At 49.9% G+C, this 19002-nt stretch carries 16 protein-coding genes; 15 read left to right on the top strand and 1 reads right to left on the bottom strand.

The annotated features are described in order from the left end of the window. From nrdR to BN98_RS01835, 11 genes are all read left to right on the top strand, one after another. Positions 1 to 477: a transcriptional regulator NrdR gene (gene nrdR / locus BN98_RS01785; RefSeq protein ID WP_019190037.1), complete on the top strand. Its 477-nt coding sequence runs from the start codon at positions 1 to 3 to the stop codon at positions 475 to 477. 50 nt (positions 478 to 527) lie between these two features. Next, positions 528 to 1886 carry a replication-associated recombination protein A gene (locus tag BN98_RS01790; protein ID WP_019190036.1) on the top strand — a complete coding sequence of 453 codons (1359 nt, stop codon included), beginning with the start codon at positions 528 to 530 and terminating at the stop codon, positions 1884 to 1886. Between the two features lie 15 nt (positions 1887 to 1901). Further along, a complete protein-coding gene (asnS, locus tag BN98_RS01795) occupies positions 1902 to 3281 on the top strand; it encodes an asparagine--tRNA ligase (protein ID WP_019190035.1) in 1380 nt (459 codons plus the stop codon). Positions 3282 to 3348: 67 nt separating this feature from the next. Next, entirely contained in the window at positions 3349 to 5781 is a 2433-nt protein-coding gene (gene leuS / locus BN98_RS01800) for a leucine--tRNA ligase (RefSeq protein ID WP_019190034.1), read from the top strand. A gap of 26 nt (positions 5782 to 5807) precedes the next feature. Further along, on the top strand, positions 5808 to 6224 hold the full coding sequence (locus BN98_RS01805) for an RrF2 family transcriptional regulator (RefSeq protein WP_019190033.1): 417 nt from the start codon (positions 5808 to 5810) through the stop codon (positions 6222 to 6224). 72 nt (positions 6225 to 6296) lie between these two features. Further along, positions 6297 to 8921: an alanine--tRNA ligase gene (gene alaS / locus BN98_RS01810; protein ID WP_040942610.1), complete on the top strand. Its 2625-nt coding sequence runs from the start codon at positions 6297 to 6299 to the stop codon at positions 8919 to 8921. 22 nt (positions 8922 to 8943) lie between these two features. Then, positions 8944 to 9228, top strand: coding sequence for an IreB family regulatory phosphoprotein (locus tag BN98_RS01815; RefSeq protein ID WP_019190031.1), 285 nt, complete (start codon positions 8944 to 8946; stop codon positions 9226 to 9228). 37 nt (positions 9229 to 9265) lie between these two features. Then, entirely contained in the window at positions 9266 to 9685 is a 420-nt protein-coding gene (gene ruvX / locus BN98_RS01820; protein ID WP_019190030.1) for a Holliday junction resolvase RuvX, read from the top strand. After that, positions 9682 to 9942: a DUF1292 domain-containing protein gene (locus BN98_RS01825; RefSeq protein ID WP_019190029.1), complete on the top strand. Its 261-nt coding sequence runs from the start codon at positions 9682 to 9684 to the stop codon at positions 9940 to 9942. Before ruvX ends, BN98_RS01825 begins: the two co-directional genes overlap by 4 nt. Continuing rightward, positions 9939 to 11639, top strand: a complete 1701-nt coding sequence (locus BN98_RS01830; protein WP_019190028.1) for a ribonuclease J — start codon at positions 9939 to 9941, stop codon at positions 11637 to 11639. Before BN98_RS01825 ends, BN98_RS01830 begins: the two co-directional genes overlap by 4 nt. Positions 11640 to 11673: 34 nt before the next feature. Continuing rightward, entirely contained in the window at positions 11674 to 12861 is a 1188-nt protein-coding gene (locus tag BN98_RS01835; RefSeq protein ID WP_242826669.1) for a peptidase U32 family protein, read from the top strand. 28 nt (positions 12862 to 12889) lie between these two features. Here BN98_RS01835 and BN98_RS01840 read toward each other — a convergent pair whose 3' ends face one another. After that, complete coding sequence (locus BN98_RS01840) at positions 12890 to 14662, bottom strand: Rqc2 family fibronectin-binding protein (RefSeq protein ID WP_019190026.1); 1773 nt, start codon at positions 14660 to 14662, stop codon at positions 12890 to 12892. 137 nt (positions 14663 to 14799) lie between these two features. On the opposite strand from BN98_RS01840, the gene gmk reads away from it, so the two are divergent. Genes gmk through priA form a run of 4 tightly spaced genes read left to right on the top strand, consistent with a single transcriptional unit; the run spans position 14800 to position 18975 of the window. After that, complete coding sequence (gmk, locus tag BN98_RS01845) at positions 14800 to 15411, top strand: guanylate kinase (RefSeq protein WP_019190025.1); 612 nt, start codon at positions 14800 to 14802, stop codon at positions 15409 to 15411. Continuing rightward, on the top strand, positions 15404 to 15610 hold the full coding sequence (rpoZ, locus tag BN98_RS01850) for a DNA-directed RNA polymerase subunit omega (protein ID WP_019190024.1): 207 nt from the start codon (positions 15404 to 15406) through the stop codon (positions 15608 to 15610). The genes gmk and rpoZ overlap by 8 nt, the downstream gene beginning before the upstream one ends. Beyond that, entirely contained in the window at positions 15611 to 16792 is a 1182-nt protein-coding gene (gene coaBC, locus BN98_RS01855; protein WP_019190023.1) for a bifunctional phosphopantothenoylcysteine decarboxylase/phosphopantothenate--cysteine ligase CoaBC, read from the top strand. It begins immediately after the preceding gene. Continuing rightward, the gene (gene priA, locus BN98_RS01860) at positions 16789 to 18975 is read left to right on the top strand and encodes a replication restart helicase PriA (protein ID WP_019190022.1); all 2187 of its coding nucleotides are present in this window, start codon (positions 16789 to 16791) and stop codon (positions 18973 to 18975) included. Before coaBC ends, priA begins: the two co-directional genes overlap by 4 nt. The last annotated feature ends 27 nt before the right edge of the window (positions 18976 to 19002 follow it).

Here is a 19002-nt window from a genome sequence, read left to right on the forward strand (position 1 = left end):
ATGAAATGCCCGTATTGCGGCTTTCCCGATACGAAAGTCATTGATTCCCGCCCGACGGAAGATAATGAGGCAGTGCGTCGGCGTCGTGCCTGTCTGAAGTGCAAGAAACGCTTTACGACCTATGAGCGTTACGAAGACCAGGCGATTGTCGTTATTAAAAAAGATGAAAACCGCGAGCCTTTTATGCGCTCAAAGATTTTGAGCGGCATGATTCGCTCCGCAGAAAAGCGGCCGGTGCCGGTAGAAAGACTGGAACAGGCAGCGGATGCCATTGAAACGCAGCTCAACCATTTGAATCAGCGGGAAGTCACAACCGCCTATATCGGTGAATTGGTTATGGACCAATTGCGAGAGATCGATCAAGTGGCGTATGTGCGTTTTGCATCGGTATACCGTGAATTTCAAGATGTTGACAGCTTTTATAGAGAGCTGAACAGCCTGAAAGGTGAACAGGCGGAAGATAGTAAGGACGAATAAGCGAAGGCGATCCCTCGGATCGCCTGCTTTTTTTAGCAGGAGAGTGGGAAATGGATTTACTCGAGCGACAACAGGAGCGCGAAAATCAAAAAAACGCGCCGCTTGCTGATCGGATGCGGCCCCGCACCCTGGATGAAATTGTCGGACAAGAAGACATTTTGGGCCCGGGGAAATCGCTGCGCCGATTGATTGAGGCGGATCGCATTCCCTCCATGATTCTTTTTGGCCCGCCCGGAGCCGGAAAAACGACGATTGCGCACGTTATTGCGGAACGCACCCATCGCGCGTTTCAACAATTAAGCGCCGTTACCAGCGGTGTCAAGGACATTCGCAGCGTCATTGATGAGGCGAAACAGGCGCTGCTCTTTGATCACGTGCGCACCATTCTTTTTATCGATGAAATTCATCGCTTCAACAAGAGTCAACAGGATGCGCTGTTGCCGCATGTGGAAAACGGAACGGTAACACTGATCGGCGCGACCACGGAGAATCCATTTTTTGAGGTGAATAAGGCGCTTCTTTCGCGTTGTCAGGTGGTGGAGCTTAAGTGGCTGGCGCCTGAAGCCTTGGACGCTGTGCTAGAACGCGCTCTGCAGGACGAAAAACGCGGTCTGGGTGCTTTTCAAGTCGTCCTGGACGAGGAAGCGAAGAAAGTTCTCGTCGCTTCGGCAGGCGGCGATGCGCGAGTGCTGTTAAATTCACTGGAAGTGGCTGTCCTTTCCACCCCGCCCAAAGAGGGGAAGGTGCATCTTACGCTGGATGATGTGCGCGAGAGTATGCAAACCAAAATCATTCAGTACGATAAGGGCGATGAGGAACATTACAATACCATTTCTGCGTTCATCAAATCCGTGCGCGGCTCAGATCCGGATGCCGCAATCTATTACCTGGCGCGCATGCTTGCCGGAGGGGAAGATCCGCTCTTTATTGCACGTCGCTTGGTGATTTTGGCCAGTGAGGATATCGGCAATGCCGAGCCTTTGGGGCTCATTCATGCGGTGAGTTGCTATCAGGCGGTATCGCACATTGGTATGCCGGAGGCACGTATTATCCTTGCACAAACGACGACTTTCTTGGCTTCGTCCCCAAAGAGTAATGCCTCGTATCTGGCTATTGATGAAGCACTTGCCTATGTACGTTCGCATCCGCCCGGTGATATTCCCGCCTATCTTAAGGATGCTCATTATGCCGGGGCAGAAGCCTTAGGCAGAGGACTTACTTATCGCTATCCGCATAATGATCCGACTGGCTACGTCTTGCAGAATTACCTGCCGGATGAAATAATAGGACATACTTTCTATCACCCGGTGAATCGCGGGGAAGAAGCCAACCTAAAACAATATTTAAAGAATTTAAAAAAAACGGAGCCGTCTTCCGGAACGTCGGAGAACGACCGGGAGCAACGATGAGCATAAGGAGGAAGCATGGAAGTTAAACAGTGTTATCGCGAAGCGTCAGCCCATGAAGGAGAATGCATCCATATCGATGGATGGATTCGCCAATCGCGCATTTCCAAAAATGTCGGTTTTCTCATGGTGAACGATGGGACCTTTTTTAAGCCGCTGCAGGTGGTGATCACCCCGTCGCTTGAAAACTACGAACAGGTGACGCATATTCCTAACGGCAGCTCCATCGCCGTTGACGGAATATTGAAAGTGACGCCCAATTCTCCGCAGCCCGTTGAACTGGAAGCAAAAAAAGTAGAACTTTTGGGCAGCAATTCCGAAGATTATCCCATTCAGAATAAACGACAGAGTATGGAGTTTTTGCGTCAGTTCCCGTATCTGCGTTCGCGTACGAATACGTTCCAGGCAGTGTTTCGCACACGTAGTGAAATTGCTTATGCCATCCATGAGTTTTTCCACAGCCATGGCTTTACTTATGTGCACACGCCGATTATAACTGCCTCGGACGCGGAGGGCGCCGGGGAAATGTTCCAGGTGACTACGCTGGATCTGAACGATGTGCCACGGACGGAAGAAGGCAAAGTGAACTATAAAGAAGACTTCTTCGCTACGCCGGCCCATCTGACGGTTTCCGGTCAGTTGGAGCTGGAATCCTTTGCTATGAGCCATCGCAACGTCTATACCTTCGGACCGGCTTTCCGTGCCGAACATTCGAACACGACGCGTCATGCGGCTGAATTTTGGATGATTGAACCGGAAATAGCTTTTGCGGATCTGACGGATATGATGGATTTGGCCGAAGCCATGATGAAGCACATTTTAAACGCCGTCATGGAACGACTGCCGGAGGAAATGGAATTCTTTAACCGCTTCATTGATAAGGGACTCAAGGAACGCTTGGATCTGGTGCGTAAAGCGAATTTTGCGCGCATGACCTATACCGAAGCGATCGAGATTCTTTCAAAAGTGAATGATCGCTTTGAATTTCCCGTCCAATGGGGCTGTGACCTGCAATCCGAACATGAACGTTATCTGACGGAGGAGATTGTTAAGGGACCGCTTTTCGTAACGGACTATCCGAAAGAAATTAAATCCTTCTATATGCGATTAAATGACGACGGAAAAACGGTGGCTTGTGCGGATATGTTGGTGCCCGGCATCGGGGAGCTTATCGGCGGCTCACAGCGTGAAGAACGCGAGGACGTATTGCTCCAGCAGATGAAGGATAAAGGCATTGCTGAAAAAGACTATCAATGGTATACGGATTTACGTCGCTTTGGCGGCTGCGTGCACAGCGGTTACGGCCTGGGCTTTGAACGCTGCGTGATGTATGTGACCGGCATGGAAAATATTCGTGACGTGGTGCCGTATCCGCGTACCGTAAAAAGCTTACGATAAGTGGTGCAGCTTAGTCGCACGCGTAGGAAAAGTGTGGAAACGAAATGGAAGAGTAAGGAAGGGTACAATGGAAACCTATAATCCCGCAGTGATCGAGAAAAAATGGCAAGAATTTTGGCGAAAGACGGATGTTTTTCACGCCACCTTGGATCCGAGCAAAAAGAAATACTACGCCTTGGTTGAATTTCCCTATCCCTCCGGGCAGGGGCTGCACGTCGGCCATCCGCGCCCGTACATGGCGTTAGATATTGTCTCGCGGAAGCGTCGCTTGCAAGGCTATAATGTGCTGTATCCGATGGGGTTTGATGCTTTCGGTTTGCCGACGGAAAATTATGCCATTAAGCATAAAATTCATCCGGCGGAGGTGACACGTAAAAATATAAAACACTTTCGTGACCAGCTGGATTCCATTGGCTTTTCCTTTGACTGGGATCGTGTCATCAACACCACGGATCCGGACTATTATCGCTGGACACAATGGATTTTTATCCAGATGGTAAAACACGGTCTGGCGTATAAAAAGGAAGTTCCCATTAACTGGTGCCCGAGCTGCCGCGTCGGCTTATCAAATGAGGAAGTGGTTAACGGCGCTTGCGAGCGTTGTGGCACGGCAGTCGAACATCGCGTAAAAGATCAGTGGATGCTAAAGATCACGGCTTATGCGGATCGTTTGATTGACGACTTGGACACAGTGGACTATACGCCGCGGATTAAACAGCAACAGATCAACTGGATCGGTCGCTCGCACGGTGCTGAGGCAGACTTTGCCGTGGTGGCGGGCGATAAAGAAACCGAGGATGTGCTGACCGTTTATACCACACGTCCCGATACGATGTTCGGCGTGACTTACATGGTGGTTGCCCCGGAACATCCGATGCTGGAACAGTATGCCGATGCCATTGAAAACATGGATGAAATCAAAGCCTATCAGCAGCAGGCGCTGTTAAAATCGGATTTTGAACGCGGGGAACTGAACAAGGATAAAACCGGTGTGGCGCTCAAGGGCGTTTGCGCCGTGAATCCTGCCAATGGCAAAAGAATTCCGATCTGGGTTTCGGACTATGTTCTCATGACCTATGGTACCGGTGCTATTATGGCGGTTCCGGCGCATGATTCGCGCGACTGGGAGTTTGCCAAGAAATTTGATCTGCCCATTGTAGAAGTGGTGGCAGGTGCTCCGGTGCCTGTGGAGGAAGCAGCGTTTACGGACGTTTCCGAAGGGACCTTGGTGAATTCCGACTTCTTAAACGGCCTGTCTGTCAAAGACGCCATCGCTAAGATGATTGCGTTTTTAACGGAGAAGCACTTGGGCAAGCCACAAACGAATTATAAATTGCGTGACTGGGTGTTCAGTCGTCAGCGCTATTGGGGCGAACCCATTCCGATGGTGTATTGCGAGGAACATGGTTGGCAACCGATCCCGGAGGAACAGCTGCCTCTGTTATTGCCGGAAGTACCGAATTATCAGCCGACGGCAACGGGAGAGTCTCCGCTGGCCGAGATGGAAGACTTTGTCAATACGACTTGCCCGATCTGCGGCGAGCCGGCACGTCGTGAAACGGATACGATGCCCCAATGGGCAGGCTCTTCGTGGTATTATTTAAGATACATGGATCCGCACAATAATCAGGAACTGGTGTCGAAGGAAGCCGAACAATACTTCGGACCGGTGGATTGGTATAATGGCGGTATGGAGCATACCACATTGCATCTGCTGTATTCGCGTTTCTGGCATAAATTCCTCTACGATATCGGTGTTGTATCCACAAAAGAACCGTATGCGAAGCGCACTTCCCACGGCATGATCATGGGCGACAATGGCGAAAAGATGAGCAAGTCTCGCGGCAATGTGGTCAATCCGGATGAAATTGTGTCAGAATACGGTGCTGATACGTTGCGCACTTATGAAATGTTCATCGGTGATTTTGAAAAGAGCGCCAACTGGACAGAAAGCGGCGTGCAAGGTTGTCGCAAATTTTTGGAGCGCGTCTGGAAGATGGCCGATTTGCTGACCGAAGACGAATCCATGGATAAAGAGACGGAAGTGCTCTTCCATCAGTCCATTAAAAAGGTCACTGAGGATTTTGAAACGCTGAAGTTCAATACGGCGATCGCACAGCTGATGACATTATCGAATGCATTACGCGCCAAAGAACGCGTCACGCGCACGGAATGGAAAACTTTCCTGCTGTTATTAAACCCTGTGGCGCCGCATGTAACGGAGGAGTTATGGGAGCGCGCCGGATTTACGGGACACATTGCGACGGATGGCGCTTGGCCGGAATATCAGGACGATAAGCTAAGTGAAAACTACGCTGAAATGCCCATTCAAATTAACGGTAAAGTGCGCGGCAAAGTCGTGTTACCGTTAAAAGCCACACAGGAACAAGCCGTGGAAGCCGCACAAAAAGAAGAGAGCATTGCTCGCTATTTGGAAGGCAAGAAATTGGCCAAAGTGATTTTTGTTCCCAACAAAATCCTGAATTTGGTGGTGAAATAAATCTTGGTATTAGTTAGGAAAGTACGATGAAATTAACAACCCGCAGTCGATATGGTTTACGAGCGATGACTTATATTGCCGAACAGGAGAGAGAAGGGCGTCCGGTTCCTCTCTCTGAAATGGCGGATGCTTTATTGCTGAGTGAATCCTACTTGGAGCAATTGATGCGCTTACTGAAACGCGATCACTTGGTGAAGAGTATACGGGGCGCAAAAGGCGGCTATACGACCGCTCGCGACCCGAGAGACATAACCGTTTTGGACATGCTCAATACGCTGGAAGGCAAGTTTTGGCTGGCGGATTGTGTCAAAGCGGGAGATTGCCCCGGAGGCTTTACCAATTGTCCTACGCGCCTTGTGATCAATCGCATGAACGAGGCCATCTATCGCTCCATTGAAGACCTGACGTTGGCGGACATGGTGGAGATGTCCCTTGCCGTGTAGTAACCGGACAGAATCGGAATGCAGAACGTGAGCAGAAAAACTGCAGTGAAGGAAGAAAATAAGAGGATGACGATGCAATATCTTGGAATGAATGAGTGCCGTTCGAAATATCTGGATTTTTTTGAAGCCCGTGAACATACACGTCTGGTGAGCTTTTCGCTCATCCCGGAAGGGGACGACAGTCTTCTTCTGATCAATGCGGGTATGGCACCTTTAAAGCCCTATTTCATGGGCGAGAAAAAAATGCCGCATAATCGTGCTACCAGCTCGCAGCGATGCGTGCGTACGGCGGACATCGACAATGTGGGTAAAACCGCACGGCATGCCACTTTCTTTGAAATGCTCGGCAACTTCTCTTTTGGCAATTATTTTAAGCCGGAAGCGATCTCTTGGGCGTGGACGTTTTTAACTGAAGAAATCGGCTTAGAACCGGATCGTTTATGGATCACCGTTTTTGAGGAAGATCAGCAAGCCTATGATATCTGGACGAAAACCATCGGTGTAGCGCCGGATCATGTATTGCGCCTGGGGAAGGAAGATAACTTCTGGGAACTGGAACAGGGGCCCTGTGGTCCTTGCTCGGAGATTCACTACGATCGCGGTCCCAGCTACGGAGAAGGTACGTCTCCTTTGGATAACGACGATCGCTTCATGGAGATCTGGAACCTTGTCTTTACGCAATTCGATCGTCAAGCGGACGGCTCTTATGTACCGCTCGATCATCCGAACATTGATACCGGCATGGGTCTGGAGCGTTTGGCGTTGGTCTGTGAGAACAAGGACAATATTTTCGAGTTGGATGAATTTCAAGGGCTACGCTCGGTGATTCATGACCTTTCCGGTAAACAATACGGTGAAGATCCGAAAGCGGATGAATCGTTCCGTGTTATCATCGATCATTCCAAGGCTATTACTTTCTTAGTGTCGGATGGCGTGGTTCCGTCCAATGAAGGACGTGGCTATGTGCTGCGTCGCCTCTTGCGCCGTGCCGCGCGCTATGGAAAATTACTTGGTATTCAAGGAAAATTCTTGCGCAAGACCATCACGGAAATCATGAAGGTCTACGGGGCGGAATATCCGGAAATTTTGGAAGGCAAAGAACGTATTTTCACCATTGTGGAGCGCGAAGAAGAAAACTTCCAGCAGACCATTGATCAGGGGCTGGAGCTCTTAGAGGGTATCATTGCCGAATCCAAAGAGAAGGGGAAGAATGTGCTGGATGGCGAACGCGTATTCCGCCTCTATGATACATTCGGCTTCCCGATCGATTTAACGCGTGAAATTGCCGCAGAACAAGGACAACAAGTGGATGAAGCGGATTTCCGCAAGCGCATGGAGGAACAGCGTCTGCAGTCTCGTCAGCGTCGCAAAGAAACGAGCGGCTGGGACACAGAGGAGACCATTCATGCGGAAGATCTGCCTTCTACGGCGTTTACCGGTTACGTTACGCTTGAAGACGAATCTGTCATCCTGGCGTTATATCGCGGAACGGAACGCGTCAAGAGCCTCTCGGAAGGCGAAAAGGGCATTGCTATTTTAGATCGTACGCCGTTTTATGCCGAGGGCGGCGGTCAGGTGGCCGATAAAGGTACGTTAAAAAAGGACGAGGCGGAAGCGGACGTCGAGCAGGTCAAGAAAGATAGAAACGAGATCTTCATGCACAGCATTACCGTGCGCAAAGGCACTTTGCACGCCGACGATTGCGTACAAGCTTGTGTAGAGAAGGATCGTCGCGAAGATATCCGACGTAACCATTCTGCCACCCATTTGTTGAATAAGGCATTACACCTGGTGCTTGGCAATCATATTAATCAAGCCGGCTCTCTAGTCGACCCGGAGCGGTTGCGCTTTGACTTTACGCACTACGAAGCCATGTCGGCGGAGGAACTGCAAAAAGTCGAAAAAATTGTAAATCGTGCTATTTTCGAATCGTATCCGGTCGAAACTCGGGTATTACCTTTACAGGAGGCGATGGACGAAGGAGCTATCGGCTTATTTGAAGATAAATATCATGATGAAGTGCGTGTGGTCTCCATGGGGGATTTTTCTAAGGAACTTTGCGGTGGCACACACGTGGATAACACGGCACAGTTGCAGGCGTTCCATATTCTTTCGGAGCAGGGCGTTTCTTCCGGTGTCAGACGTATTGAAGCCGTGACCGGTCGTGCCGCTCTTGCCCGCTATAAGGAGGAAGAAGCCGATCGCCAAGCATTGGCAGATCTTCTGAAGGTACCGGCGGAGAATTTATTGCAGCGTATCCAAACCCTTTTGGATGAGAATAAGACCATGAAGCACGAAATTGAGACTTTCCAGTCGAAAATGGCCAGCGAACTGTCGCAACAGTTGAATGGAAATGTTCAAAAAATTGCGGGCGTCAGCGTCCTCGGTCAGCGCGTGGACGGTAAATCCATGAACGAATTGAAGGACTTGGCCGATGCCCTCAAGGAACAGTACGACTCCTATGTAATTGCTCTGGCTGCTGCAACCGACGGCAAAGTGTATTGGGTAGTATCCGTGGCAGAGGATCTCGTCAAAAAAGGATTAAAAGCCGGCGATTTGGTTAAATCGTTGGCACAAATCACCGGAGGTAACGGCGGCGGTCGCCCGCAGTTTGCTACCGCCGGCGGCAAAACTCCCGCAAAGATTGATGAGGCATTACAATCGCTAAGCGGATGGGTGGAAGGTAAATTGTCGTAACCACACTGGTTAGGAGGCAGAGATGTCGAAAGATTTCAGCGAAACAATGCTTTTCACGCCGATTGAAGAACGGCACAACATGGAAGAAATTTTGGCAAGTGTGTATGCCTCATTGAAAGAAAAGGGATATGCACCGGAAAACCAGATTATCGGTTATATTCTCTCCGGCGATCCGACATACATTACAAGCTTTAATGGTGCCCGCAAACTGATTCGTCAGATTGATCGGGATGAACTGCTCGAGGCGCTTTTAACCTATTATTTGAAAGGGCATCGCATTCCGTCAGAGGACGGAAAGGAAGATTGAGGAATCGTCGGCCTTGTACGAACGTTTCGGAGGGAATATGAGTCGCGCAATGGGATTGGATGTCGGAACAAAAACCATCGGGATTGCTTTCAGTGACCCCACCTATCTTATTGCGCAGGCTCATAGTACTCTCAAGCGCACGCAATTGTCGCAAGACTTAGCGGCGGTGGAACGCTTGATACAAGAACAGGATGTTCGTGAAATTGTGATCGGCTTGCCAAAGCACATGAACAATCAGTTGAGTGATTCGGCACGCCGAGCACAGAGTTTTGGGGCGGAACTGCGGAAAAAAGGGTATTCCATAGAATATCAAGACGAGAGATTGAGCACGAAATCGGCCTCACAGGTGTTAATGAAAACCGGTGTGCGCCGTGAAAATCGTAAGAAACATGTAGACGCCGTTGCCGCAACGTTTATATTGCAGCAGTGGCTGGACAGACGGAGTAAACAACAATGACCGGTGAACAGATTGTATTACATGATGGTGAAAAAGAAGTGCCAATGACATTGCTGGCTACGTTTCGCCTGAATGATCAAGATTATTGCTTAATGGAAGACGTCGATGACGGCTCTTCCTTCTTTTTGCGCTATTTTACCGACAAAGATGAGGTGGTCTTTGCGGCCTTGGAATCCGAAGAAGAACTCGATGAGGTGATGGAAGCCTACGAGGATTTAATGATAGAAAAAGAACAGGAAAGGAAGGATCAGGTTTGAAAACAAAATCGAATATAAAGAGGCTTCGAGTGATTCCACTCGGCGGTCTTCGCGAGATCGGAAAGAATATGGCGGTCGTCGAATACGGCAATGATATGATTGTGATCGACGCAGGGCTGACTTTTCCGGATGAGGACATGCCCGGTGTGGATACGGTGATCCCGGATATTTCTTACTTGGAAAAGAACAAGGAGAAGTTGCGCGGCATTCTTTTGACCCACGGGCATGAGGACCACTACGGCGCGGTGCCGTATGTCTTGAAGAAATTGCCTACGAATGTGTATTGTACGAGATTGACAGGTGGATTGCTGGAGAATAAATTCAAAGAACACGGCTTAAACCCCTCCTGCATTAAATATGTGAAAGCTGGCGATGTTTTGCGTCTGGGCGAATTGGATTGCGAATTCATTCGTGTGGCGCACAGCATCCCCGATGCTTGTGCCATTGCCGTGCACAATCCGGTAGGTACCATTCTTTTTACCGGCGATTTTAAATTTGATTTTACGCCCATTGACCACGAACCCACAGATATCCATCGTCTTGCCGAACTGGGCGAGGAAGGGGTTCTGGCCCTTTATAGCGATTCCACCAATGTGGAACGACCGGGCTATACCTTGAGTGAACGTAGCGTCGGAGAAACCTTCCGCGGCATTTTTAGGAACACGACGGGACGTTTGATTGTAGCTACCTTTGCTTCGAATTTACATCGTGTTCAGCAAATTATTGATGCGGCAGAAGCGAATAAACGCAAAGTCGCTTTATCCGGCCGTTCCATGTTAAACAACGTGGCCGTCGCGAGTGCGTTGGGCTATCTGAGAGTGCAAAGCAAAACGCTTATTGATATTAAAGATGTCAACAAATACAAACCCGACGAAGTATGCCTTCTGATCACAGGATCACAGGGCGAACCCATGAGTGCGCTGTCACGCATGGCCAACGGCTCCCATCGCCAGATTGAGGTAGGACCGGACGATACCATTATTCTGTCCGCTTCCATGATTCCCGGCAATGAAAAGGGCATCGGTGATATGATTAACCAGCTGATGCTGCGCGGATGTAAAGTGATTTATTCCTCGCTGCAAAACGTCCACGTTTCCGGGCATGCTTGCCAGGAAGAAATCAAACTCATGCATTCTCTGGTACAGGAACAATACTTCATTCCCGCCCACGGCGAACCGCGCATGATGCTGACGCATAAAAAATTGGCGCTGGATCTGGGCATGGATGAAGAACATGTTTTAATGGCAGAGAACGGCAGCGTGATTGAATTTAATCGTGTGGGTAATGCCGTCGTGGCTAATATGGATGAAAAAGTACAGGCCGGTAAGATTCTAATCGACGGGCTGGGCATCGGTGATGTCGGTTCTGTGGTGCTTAATGACCGCAAGCGTCTATCCGATGACGGCATGATCGCCTTGGTTGTGACCGTGGATCGCAAGACACGCAAGATGGTCGCCGGCCCGGAAGTGATTTCTCGCGGCTTCATTTATATGAAGGATAATGTTGATTTGATCGAAGAAATGAAAGGCATCGTGTCGCAGATTTTCCGCGATGCGCAGAAACGAAACATTACCGATTGGGCTTTCCTGAAATCGCGCATTCGTGAAGAAGTCAAGAGCTATGTATACAAAGAGATTCAGCGTAATCCGATGATTCTCACCATCATTATGGAAACGGATGGGCATGATGAGGCCTGATCGGCCGGTAGAACTGCTGGCGCCAGCAGGCGATATGGAAAAATTAAAAGCGGCCCTACATTTCGGCGCCGATGCAGTCTATCTTGCCGGCGAACGCTTCGGACTGCGCACGGCATCCAAAAATTTCGGCCCGGAAGCCATCCAAGAAGCGGTGACCTTGGCCCATGCGAAGGGCGCCAAAGTATATGTCACCATGAATATCATTGCTCATAATGACGACTTTGACGGTTTGGTGGAGATGGCCAAATCGTTGGAAGCGATGGGCGTGGACGCGGTGATTGTTTCCGATCCCGGCGTTTTTCAGGTCATTCGGGAATCCACAAAGCTTGCCATTCATATTTCCACACAGGCAAGCCTCATGAATGCACGCACCGTGCAATTTTGGGGGGATCAGGGCGCAGAACGGGTGGTCTTGGCGCGAGAATTGTCTTTACAGGAGATTGGCGCCATTCGTCAGGCGATTGATCCATCGTTGGAACTGGAAGCCTTTGTACATGGCGCCATGTGCATATCGATATCGGGACGTTGTTTACTTTCCAATTATATGACCGGTCGTGATGCGAACCGTGGCGATTGTGCACAGGCTTGTCGCTGGAAGTATGCGCTGATGGAACAGACGCGACCCGGTGAATATTTTCCCATTGAAGAAGATGAGAACGGCACCTTCATCATGAACTCCAAGGATCTGTGCCTTTTGCCGTATCTGCCGGAATTGATGGATAACGGCGTATCCAGCCTTAAAATCGAAGGGCGCGTCAAGAGCGCATACTATGTGGCGACCATTGTGCATGCCTATCGGCGCGCGTTAGACGCCATCGCCGAGGGAAACTGGAATGACGCTGTGATCGACGACTGTATGAAGGAAATTTCGAAAACAAGCCATCGTGCGTTTACGACGGGCTTTTTGCGTGGTAATCCCGGTGCAGAGGGGCAGAATTATGCCTCCACTTCCTATATTCAGGATTACGATTTTGTAGGCGTTGTAAAAGCCGTTCATCCGGATACCGAGACGATGGAGGTCGAGGTGCGAAATGCATTTTCTCTTGGAGATGCGTTGGAACTCATGCGTGCCAAGGGGGATTTTCTCAACTGGTCGCCGACGACGATAGTAACGACGGACGGTGAAAGAGTTGATAGGGCAAAGACGCCTAAGACCATTGTTACAGTGAATCTCCCGGGCCCTTGTGAAGCTGGAGACATGCTGCGAAGGAAGAAATGCTGACGCCGCTTTGCTTGAAACAATTGTCCCGCTAAGCTTCGTTTTCGTTCTTCTCCGTCACGCGAAAGAAGTCGGGTGTGGCTTGGGGATTCATGGTTAGGGTTTGGAATTCCTTGTAGTAGACCATGCCTGGTTTCGCCCCTTTCGCTTTGTACACGTGTTTCTTTTGTGTGAAATCAATATCCACGGCATTTTCCTGCGCCTGGGAGGAATATTTGGCGGCAAGCCATGCGGCAGCCTGTATATCCTCTTGTGACGGTTCGTTTCCGCCGCAGCGCAGGATCACATGTGCGCCGGGCACCGTTTTCGCATGGAAGAAATAGTCCTCTTTATCGGCAACTTTCAATGTCAAACGATCATTTTGAAAATTATTTCGGCCCACGAGAATGATCAATCCGTTGCGTGTCGTATACTCACGCGGCGGCAGGGGCGTCGAACGGTTTGCCTTTTTATGGCGCTTTTTGCGCGGCAACAAACCTTCTCGTTCAAATTCTTCCCATACTTCATTGAGCGATCCGCTGTCTTCAGTTTGCTCCAGCATTTCTCCAAGCTGTTCTAAATATTGAATTTCTCCTTGTAACTGCGGGATGCTCTTTAATAAAATCTTATGTGCGGTGTTGAGCTTTGAAAAATGCTTGTATTTAGCGTCCATATTTTCATGGCCTGTTTTTTTGGGATCCAGGGGAATGGAACGCTTTGTATTGTCGTGGAAAAAGTCATCCACCACAATTTCTGTTTGCCCTTTTTGTACGGTGTGCGCATAAGCGGCAAGCAAATCCGCTTCTTCCTTAATTGTTTGACGATTTTCGGTTTCCGCCTCGTCCTTTTTGAGATTTTCAAGCTTTCGATTTTTCTTCTCCAGAATCTCTGCCAGGCGATGGCGCAAGTGATCCTTTTTCTGACCGAATCCATCGTCACGAGCGGTTTCTACGGTTTGAAGGTCTATCATCGCACTGATGGAATCGGATTCTTTTTCCGGCGCGCCATAATGCGTCAAAGCAAAGGGGTAGGCTTGCAGCTTGGGAGAGCGATACAGCGCGGGATGATAAGTATCTGTGCGCAAGGCTTCAGTCCATGCACAAAGTTCGGCATCCAACGCTTGGATTTGGTCCGCTGTGAGCTGACCAATGGGCATAGCGGGATCGACATCAGCGCGGACACAAAGCTCCGTTGAAGCCAATGGCGAAAAACCTGTCAACGAGCCGTAGAAAATCTTCTTAACGGTCATGCCACCGTGTTCCGTTTCTTGTGCCTTTGCTACGAGCTCTGACACCGAAGGGTGATCCGCCAAAACTTCCTGTTTATCGGCAGGGAAGACTTCATAGCGTTTCCCCGGGTAGATTTGGCGCACGCGACTCATATCGTGAGAGACCCGTCGCACCGCTTCCACCACCTTTTCATTTTGATCTACCAAAATCAGATTGGAATGGCGCCCCATAATTTCCAGGATTAACTTTTTTATGACCGTATCACCCAGCTCGTTATGCGTTTCAAAGCGCAGGGCAACCGTACGGTCCAAGCCGACCTGATCGATGCCGATCAGCTTTCCCTGGCCCAGATGTTTGCGCAAGAGCATGACAAAGTCTGGAGGCGTCAGCGGGTTGGTATATTTCTTTTCGGTTAAATGTATGCGGCCGCTCGAGGAATCGCAGGATAAATAGAGTAATTGATTCATCCCGTGCGCATAAAACGACATGGTGATTTGCGAAGGGCCGATTTGATTGATTTTTTTTATGTGACCGTTCAAGAGCTTCGCTTTGAGCTCCGCTACGACCGCATGCAGGGTAATTCCGTCAAAAGTCATGGTGTCTTCCTTTCTTAGGATATTATACCATCCGTTTCTAATGACTCCGGAAAAGAAAATATGACATTGTTGTCTTATTTTCTTGGCGATGTACACGAAAGTTCGTTACACTTAAGGCAAGAAATAAAGGAGGAGACATGCGACGCCAAGGACATTTGATTATCATTTCCGGTCCTTCCGGAGTGGGGAAGGGCACGGTCTGCGAAGCACTCAAAAAGATGCGTCCGGATCTGAAGGTCAGTATTTCCGCAACCACGCGTAAGAAGAGGCCGATGGAAAAGGACGGGGAGAACTACTTCTTTTATACCAAAGAAGAGTTTAACGCACTGATTGATGAAGGCGCCTTGTTGGAATTTGCACAGGTGCATGGCAATTATTACGGCACACCGAAAGCCTATGTCATGGAGCAATTGGAACAAGGGGAAGATGTTATTTTAGAGATTGACGTGCAAGGCGCCATGCAGGTCAAACAAAATATGCCCGGCGGTGTTTTCATTTTCCTGTTGCCGCCGCATCGCGATGATCTCGAGGCACGCATTCGTAAACGCGGCAGTGAAGATGAGGACAGCATCCATCTGCGTTTGTTTAATGCAAAGAAAGAAATATCCATGCTGCATGACTATGATTTTGCCGTGGTCAACGACGAAGTTTCACGTTGTGCCGAAATGGTATCGCACATTATCGATGCCGAGAATCATCGCATCGATGCCAAATTGATTGAAAATTATTGGGAGGAATTTCATGATTAATCCATCATTTCAAGAATTGAACGAAATCAGTCCGAGCCGCTATGACGTCTGCGTCATGGTGATGAAACGGGCACGTCTGTTAACGGACGGATCGAAGCCGTTAGTGGACAGTAAAGGCGAAAAACCGGTTACGGTGGCGCTGGATGAAATTATGCAGCACCGTGTGACCAAGGTGGATCAGGAATCCGTGGAGGAATAAATGAGTCTATCGGGGAAACGCATACTCGTCGGGGTGTCCGGAGGCATTGCGATATATAAAACACTGGAGCTTTTGTCCCTCCTCAATAAAGCAGGGGCAGAAACTCATGTAGTTATGACCGAAAGCGCGACGCGTTTTGTGACACCCCTGACCTTTCAAACGATGTCGCAACATAAGGTGTACACGGATCTTTTTGAAGAGAGTGACGGTTTCATTCCGCACATTGATCTCACGCGTGAAGCGGATGCCTTTTTGATTGCGCCGGCAACGGCCAATGTATTGGCAAAAATGGCGCACGGAATGGCGGATGATTTGCTTTCCGCCACTGCTTTGGCCGCACATTGTCCCGTCATAGTGGCGCCGGCTATGAATGTGGTGATGTATCAAAATCCGGCAACGCAGGAGAATTTACAAATTCTTGAGAAACGCGGGATCCATGTGCTGTATCCCAACGAGGGATGGCTCGCCTGCCAGGAAGTCGGCACCGGTCGCATGCCGGAAGCCACAGAACTTTTTGAAGCGCTGGACACTTTCTTTACCGAAAAAGATTTAGCCGGTACCAAGATTTTGGTCACGGCCGGCCCAACCAAAGAACGATTGGATCCGGTGCGTTTTCTGACCAATGACTCTTCCGGCAAACAAGGCGTTGCCATTGCACGTCGTGCGCAGAAGCGCGGTGCGGAAGTCACCTTGGTTCATGGCGATATAAAAGTTCCGGTACCGATCCATGTGCGTGATATTCCGGTGGAATCGACAGAGGATATGTTGGAGGCCTTGAAAAAGGAATTTCCGGCAACGGACGTGCTCATTATGGCTGCTGCTCCGGCAGATTTTCGACCGGTAGAGGAACAGACGCAGAAAATCAAAGGCTTGGATGACGGTAAAGTACGTGCTTTTTCCGTCTTGGATACGCCCGATATTTTACGGACGCTTGCCGGCATGAAAACCGATCAGGTCGTCATCGGCTTTGCGACGGAAACAGAAAAGGTGCTGGAGCATGCCCGCGAGAAGATGGAAAAGAAGCAATTGGATTTTATCGTAGCCAATGACGTAACCAAAGAAGGCGCTGCTTTTGATTATGACACCAATATTGTGACCATTCTCGGGGAAGAAGTCGAAAAATCGCTGCCAATTCTCTCGAAAGAGGAGGTAGCGGATCAAATTCTGGATTTACTCCGATGAGCTTGTACGTCGAAGTATTGCTATCGACCAATACGCGAAAAACGGATCGCCCCTTCACGTACGCTGTGCCGCGTGCACTGGAGGAAGGAGCCGTACGCGGTGCCCTTTGTTCCGTCCCTTTTGGCAAGGGCAATCGTCCTCGACATGCGATGGTGCTTCGGGTGTTGGAGCAGGAAAAACCGGATTTTCCGACAAAAGAGATTTTGTCGTGGATTGCTGCGCCTTCCCCGGTATCGGCAGAATCCTTGGCATTAGCCGAATACATGGTGGACCATGATCTTTCCGATTATACGGCAGCCATTCAAACGGTTTTACCTCCGGGAAAACCGGGTGCCTATCGCCCGAAGATGGAAACATTCTATGTACTGACGGAAGAGGGCAAAGAGGTAAAACCTCGCTCCGGCGCTTTGCGTCAAAAAAAGGTTCTGCAAGCTCTCCGAGAAGGGGAACGGTCCGGAAAAGCCCTGCAGCAGGAGACCGGTGCTGACCGTGCGACTCTGTCCCGCTTGGTTGAACTGGGCTGGATAGACGAACGCGAAAAACGCATCGCGCGGCGCGATGTACCGCTCTCTGCGGAATATGCTTCCCAGACGCTGACAAAGGCGCAACAGGAAGTCTTTGATCGCATTACAGCCGAAACGGGCGCCTATGTACTCTGCGGCGTCACCGGATCCGGCAAGACCGAAATTTATTTGCAATTGGTGGAGCGCGCATTGCGTGAACAGAAGCAGGCGATTGTGCTCGTGCCTGAAATTTCCTTGACCCCGCAGACCATTGCTCGCTTTGAAGGCAGATTCGGTCGTCAGGTGGCCATTTTGCATTCCCGTCTGTCGCAGGCGGAGCGTTATGAAGAGTGGGAGAAAATCGTCCGTGGCGACGTTTCCATCGCCATCGGAGCGCGTAGCGCCATCTTTGCCCCCTTTCCGCATCTGGGCATGATCATCATTGATGAAGAGCATGAATCGAGCTACGTGAGCGAAAAGAATCCGAAGTATCATACGGATCGCATTGCTGCATTTCGTGCGCACTATCATCATTGCTCCCTGGTATTAGGCTCAGCGACGCCCTCTATGGAAACACTATATCGCGCCGAAAAGGGAGAATTGACTCGGCTGGATTTACGGCAACGCATCCATAATTTGCCCATGCCGAGAGCCCATATTATAGATATGCGCGAGGAATTAAAACATAACAATCGTTCCATGTTTTCACGCGCGCTTTATGAAGCCGTGCACGCGGCGTTGCAACGTAAAGAACAGATCATTTTATTTCTGAATAAACGCGGGCATACGTCTTTTGTATTCTGCCGTGCTTGCGGGTATGTGTATCGCTGTGATGCCTGCGATGTGGCCATGACCTATCACAAACATCGCGACAAACTCATTTGCCATTATTGCGGCAGAGAAAAAGCATATGCCAGACAATGTCCGCAGTGCGGAAGTAAAGCCATTCGGGAATTCGGCGCGGGAACCGAACAATTGGAAGAAGAAGTGCGTCGTCTGTTTCCACAGGCCCGTGTGCGTCGGGCCGATGCCGATACGATGCAGCGAAAAGGGGCTTATGAAGCGGTCTATCAGGGGATGCTGGAAGGAAACATTGATATTCTGGTCGGTACGCAAATGATCGCCAAGGGCTTTGATTTTCCGCGTGTGACCGTGGTGGGCATTTTAAGTGCGGATGTGAATCTCAACTTGCCGGATCTGCGTGCCGCCGAGCGTACATTTCAGCTGATCACCCAAGTGGCGGGTCGTGCCGGTCGTGCGGATCGTCCGGGCGAGGTGTTTATCCAAACCTATACGCCGGAACATTATGCCCTGCAGGCTGCGGCAACCTATGACGTAGACGCCTTCTATCAGAAAGAGATATCGTTTCGGCAAAGCAACGGCTACCCGCCGGCTTGCCACGCTTTACACATTCAGCTGAGCAGCGTATATCGGGATGAGGCGTTAAAAAAAGGACATGCCATCCGTCGGTATTTGGATATGCACTTTTCAGATGTGGCTTGCGATGGGCCGACTCCAAGCGTTATTGAACGCATGAATCGACGTTATCGCTTTTCCTTGCAACTGTGGCATGCCTCTCGCGCACGCTTGGAGGCGGTAGGGCATGCGATTCTTTCTTCTTTCCCGACGGAAGAGAGACTATGGATTACTGTGACGTTGGATCCGTTAACGACGTATTGATTCGACCGATACCGGAGTTCGCCCTTG

Origin of the sequence: Levyella massiliensis (genome assembly GCF_000308275.2) — a bacterium.
Classification (GTDB): domain Bacteria; phylum Bacillota; class Clostridia; order Tissierellales; family Peptoniphilaceae; genus Murdochiella; species Murdochiella massiliensis_A.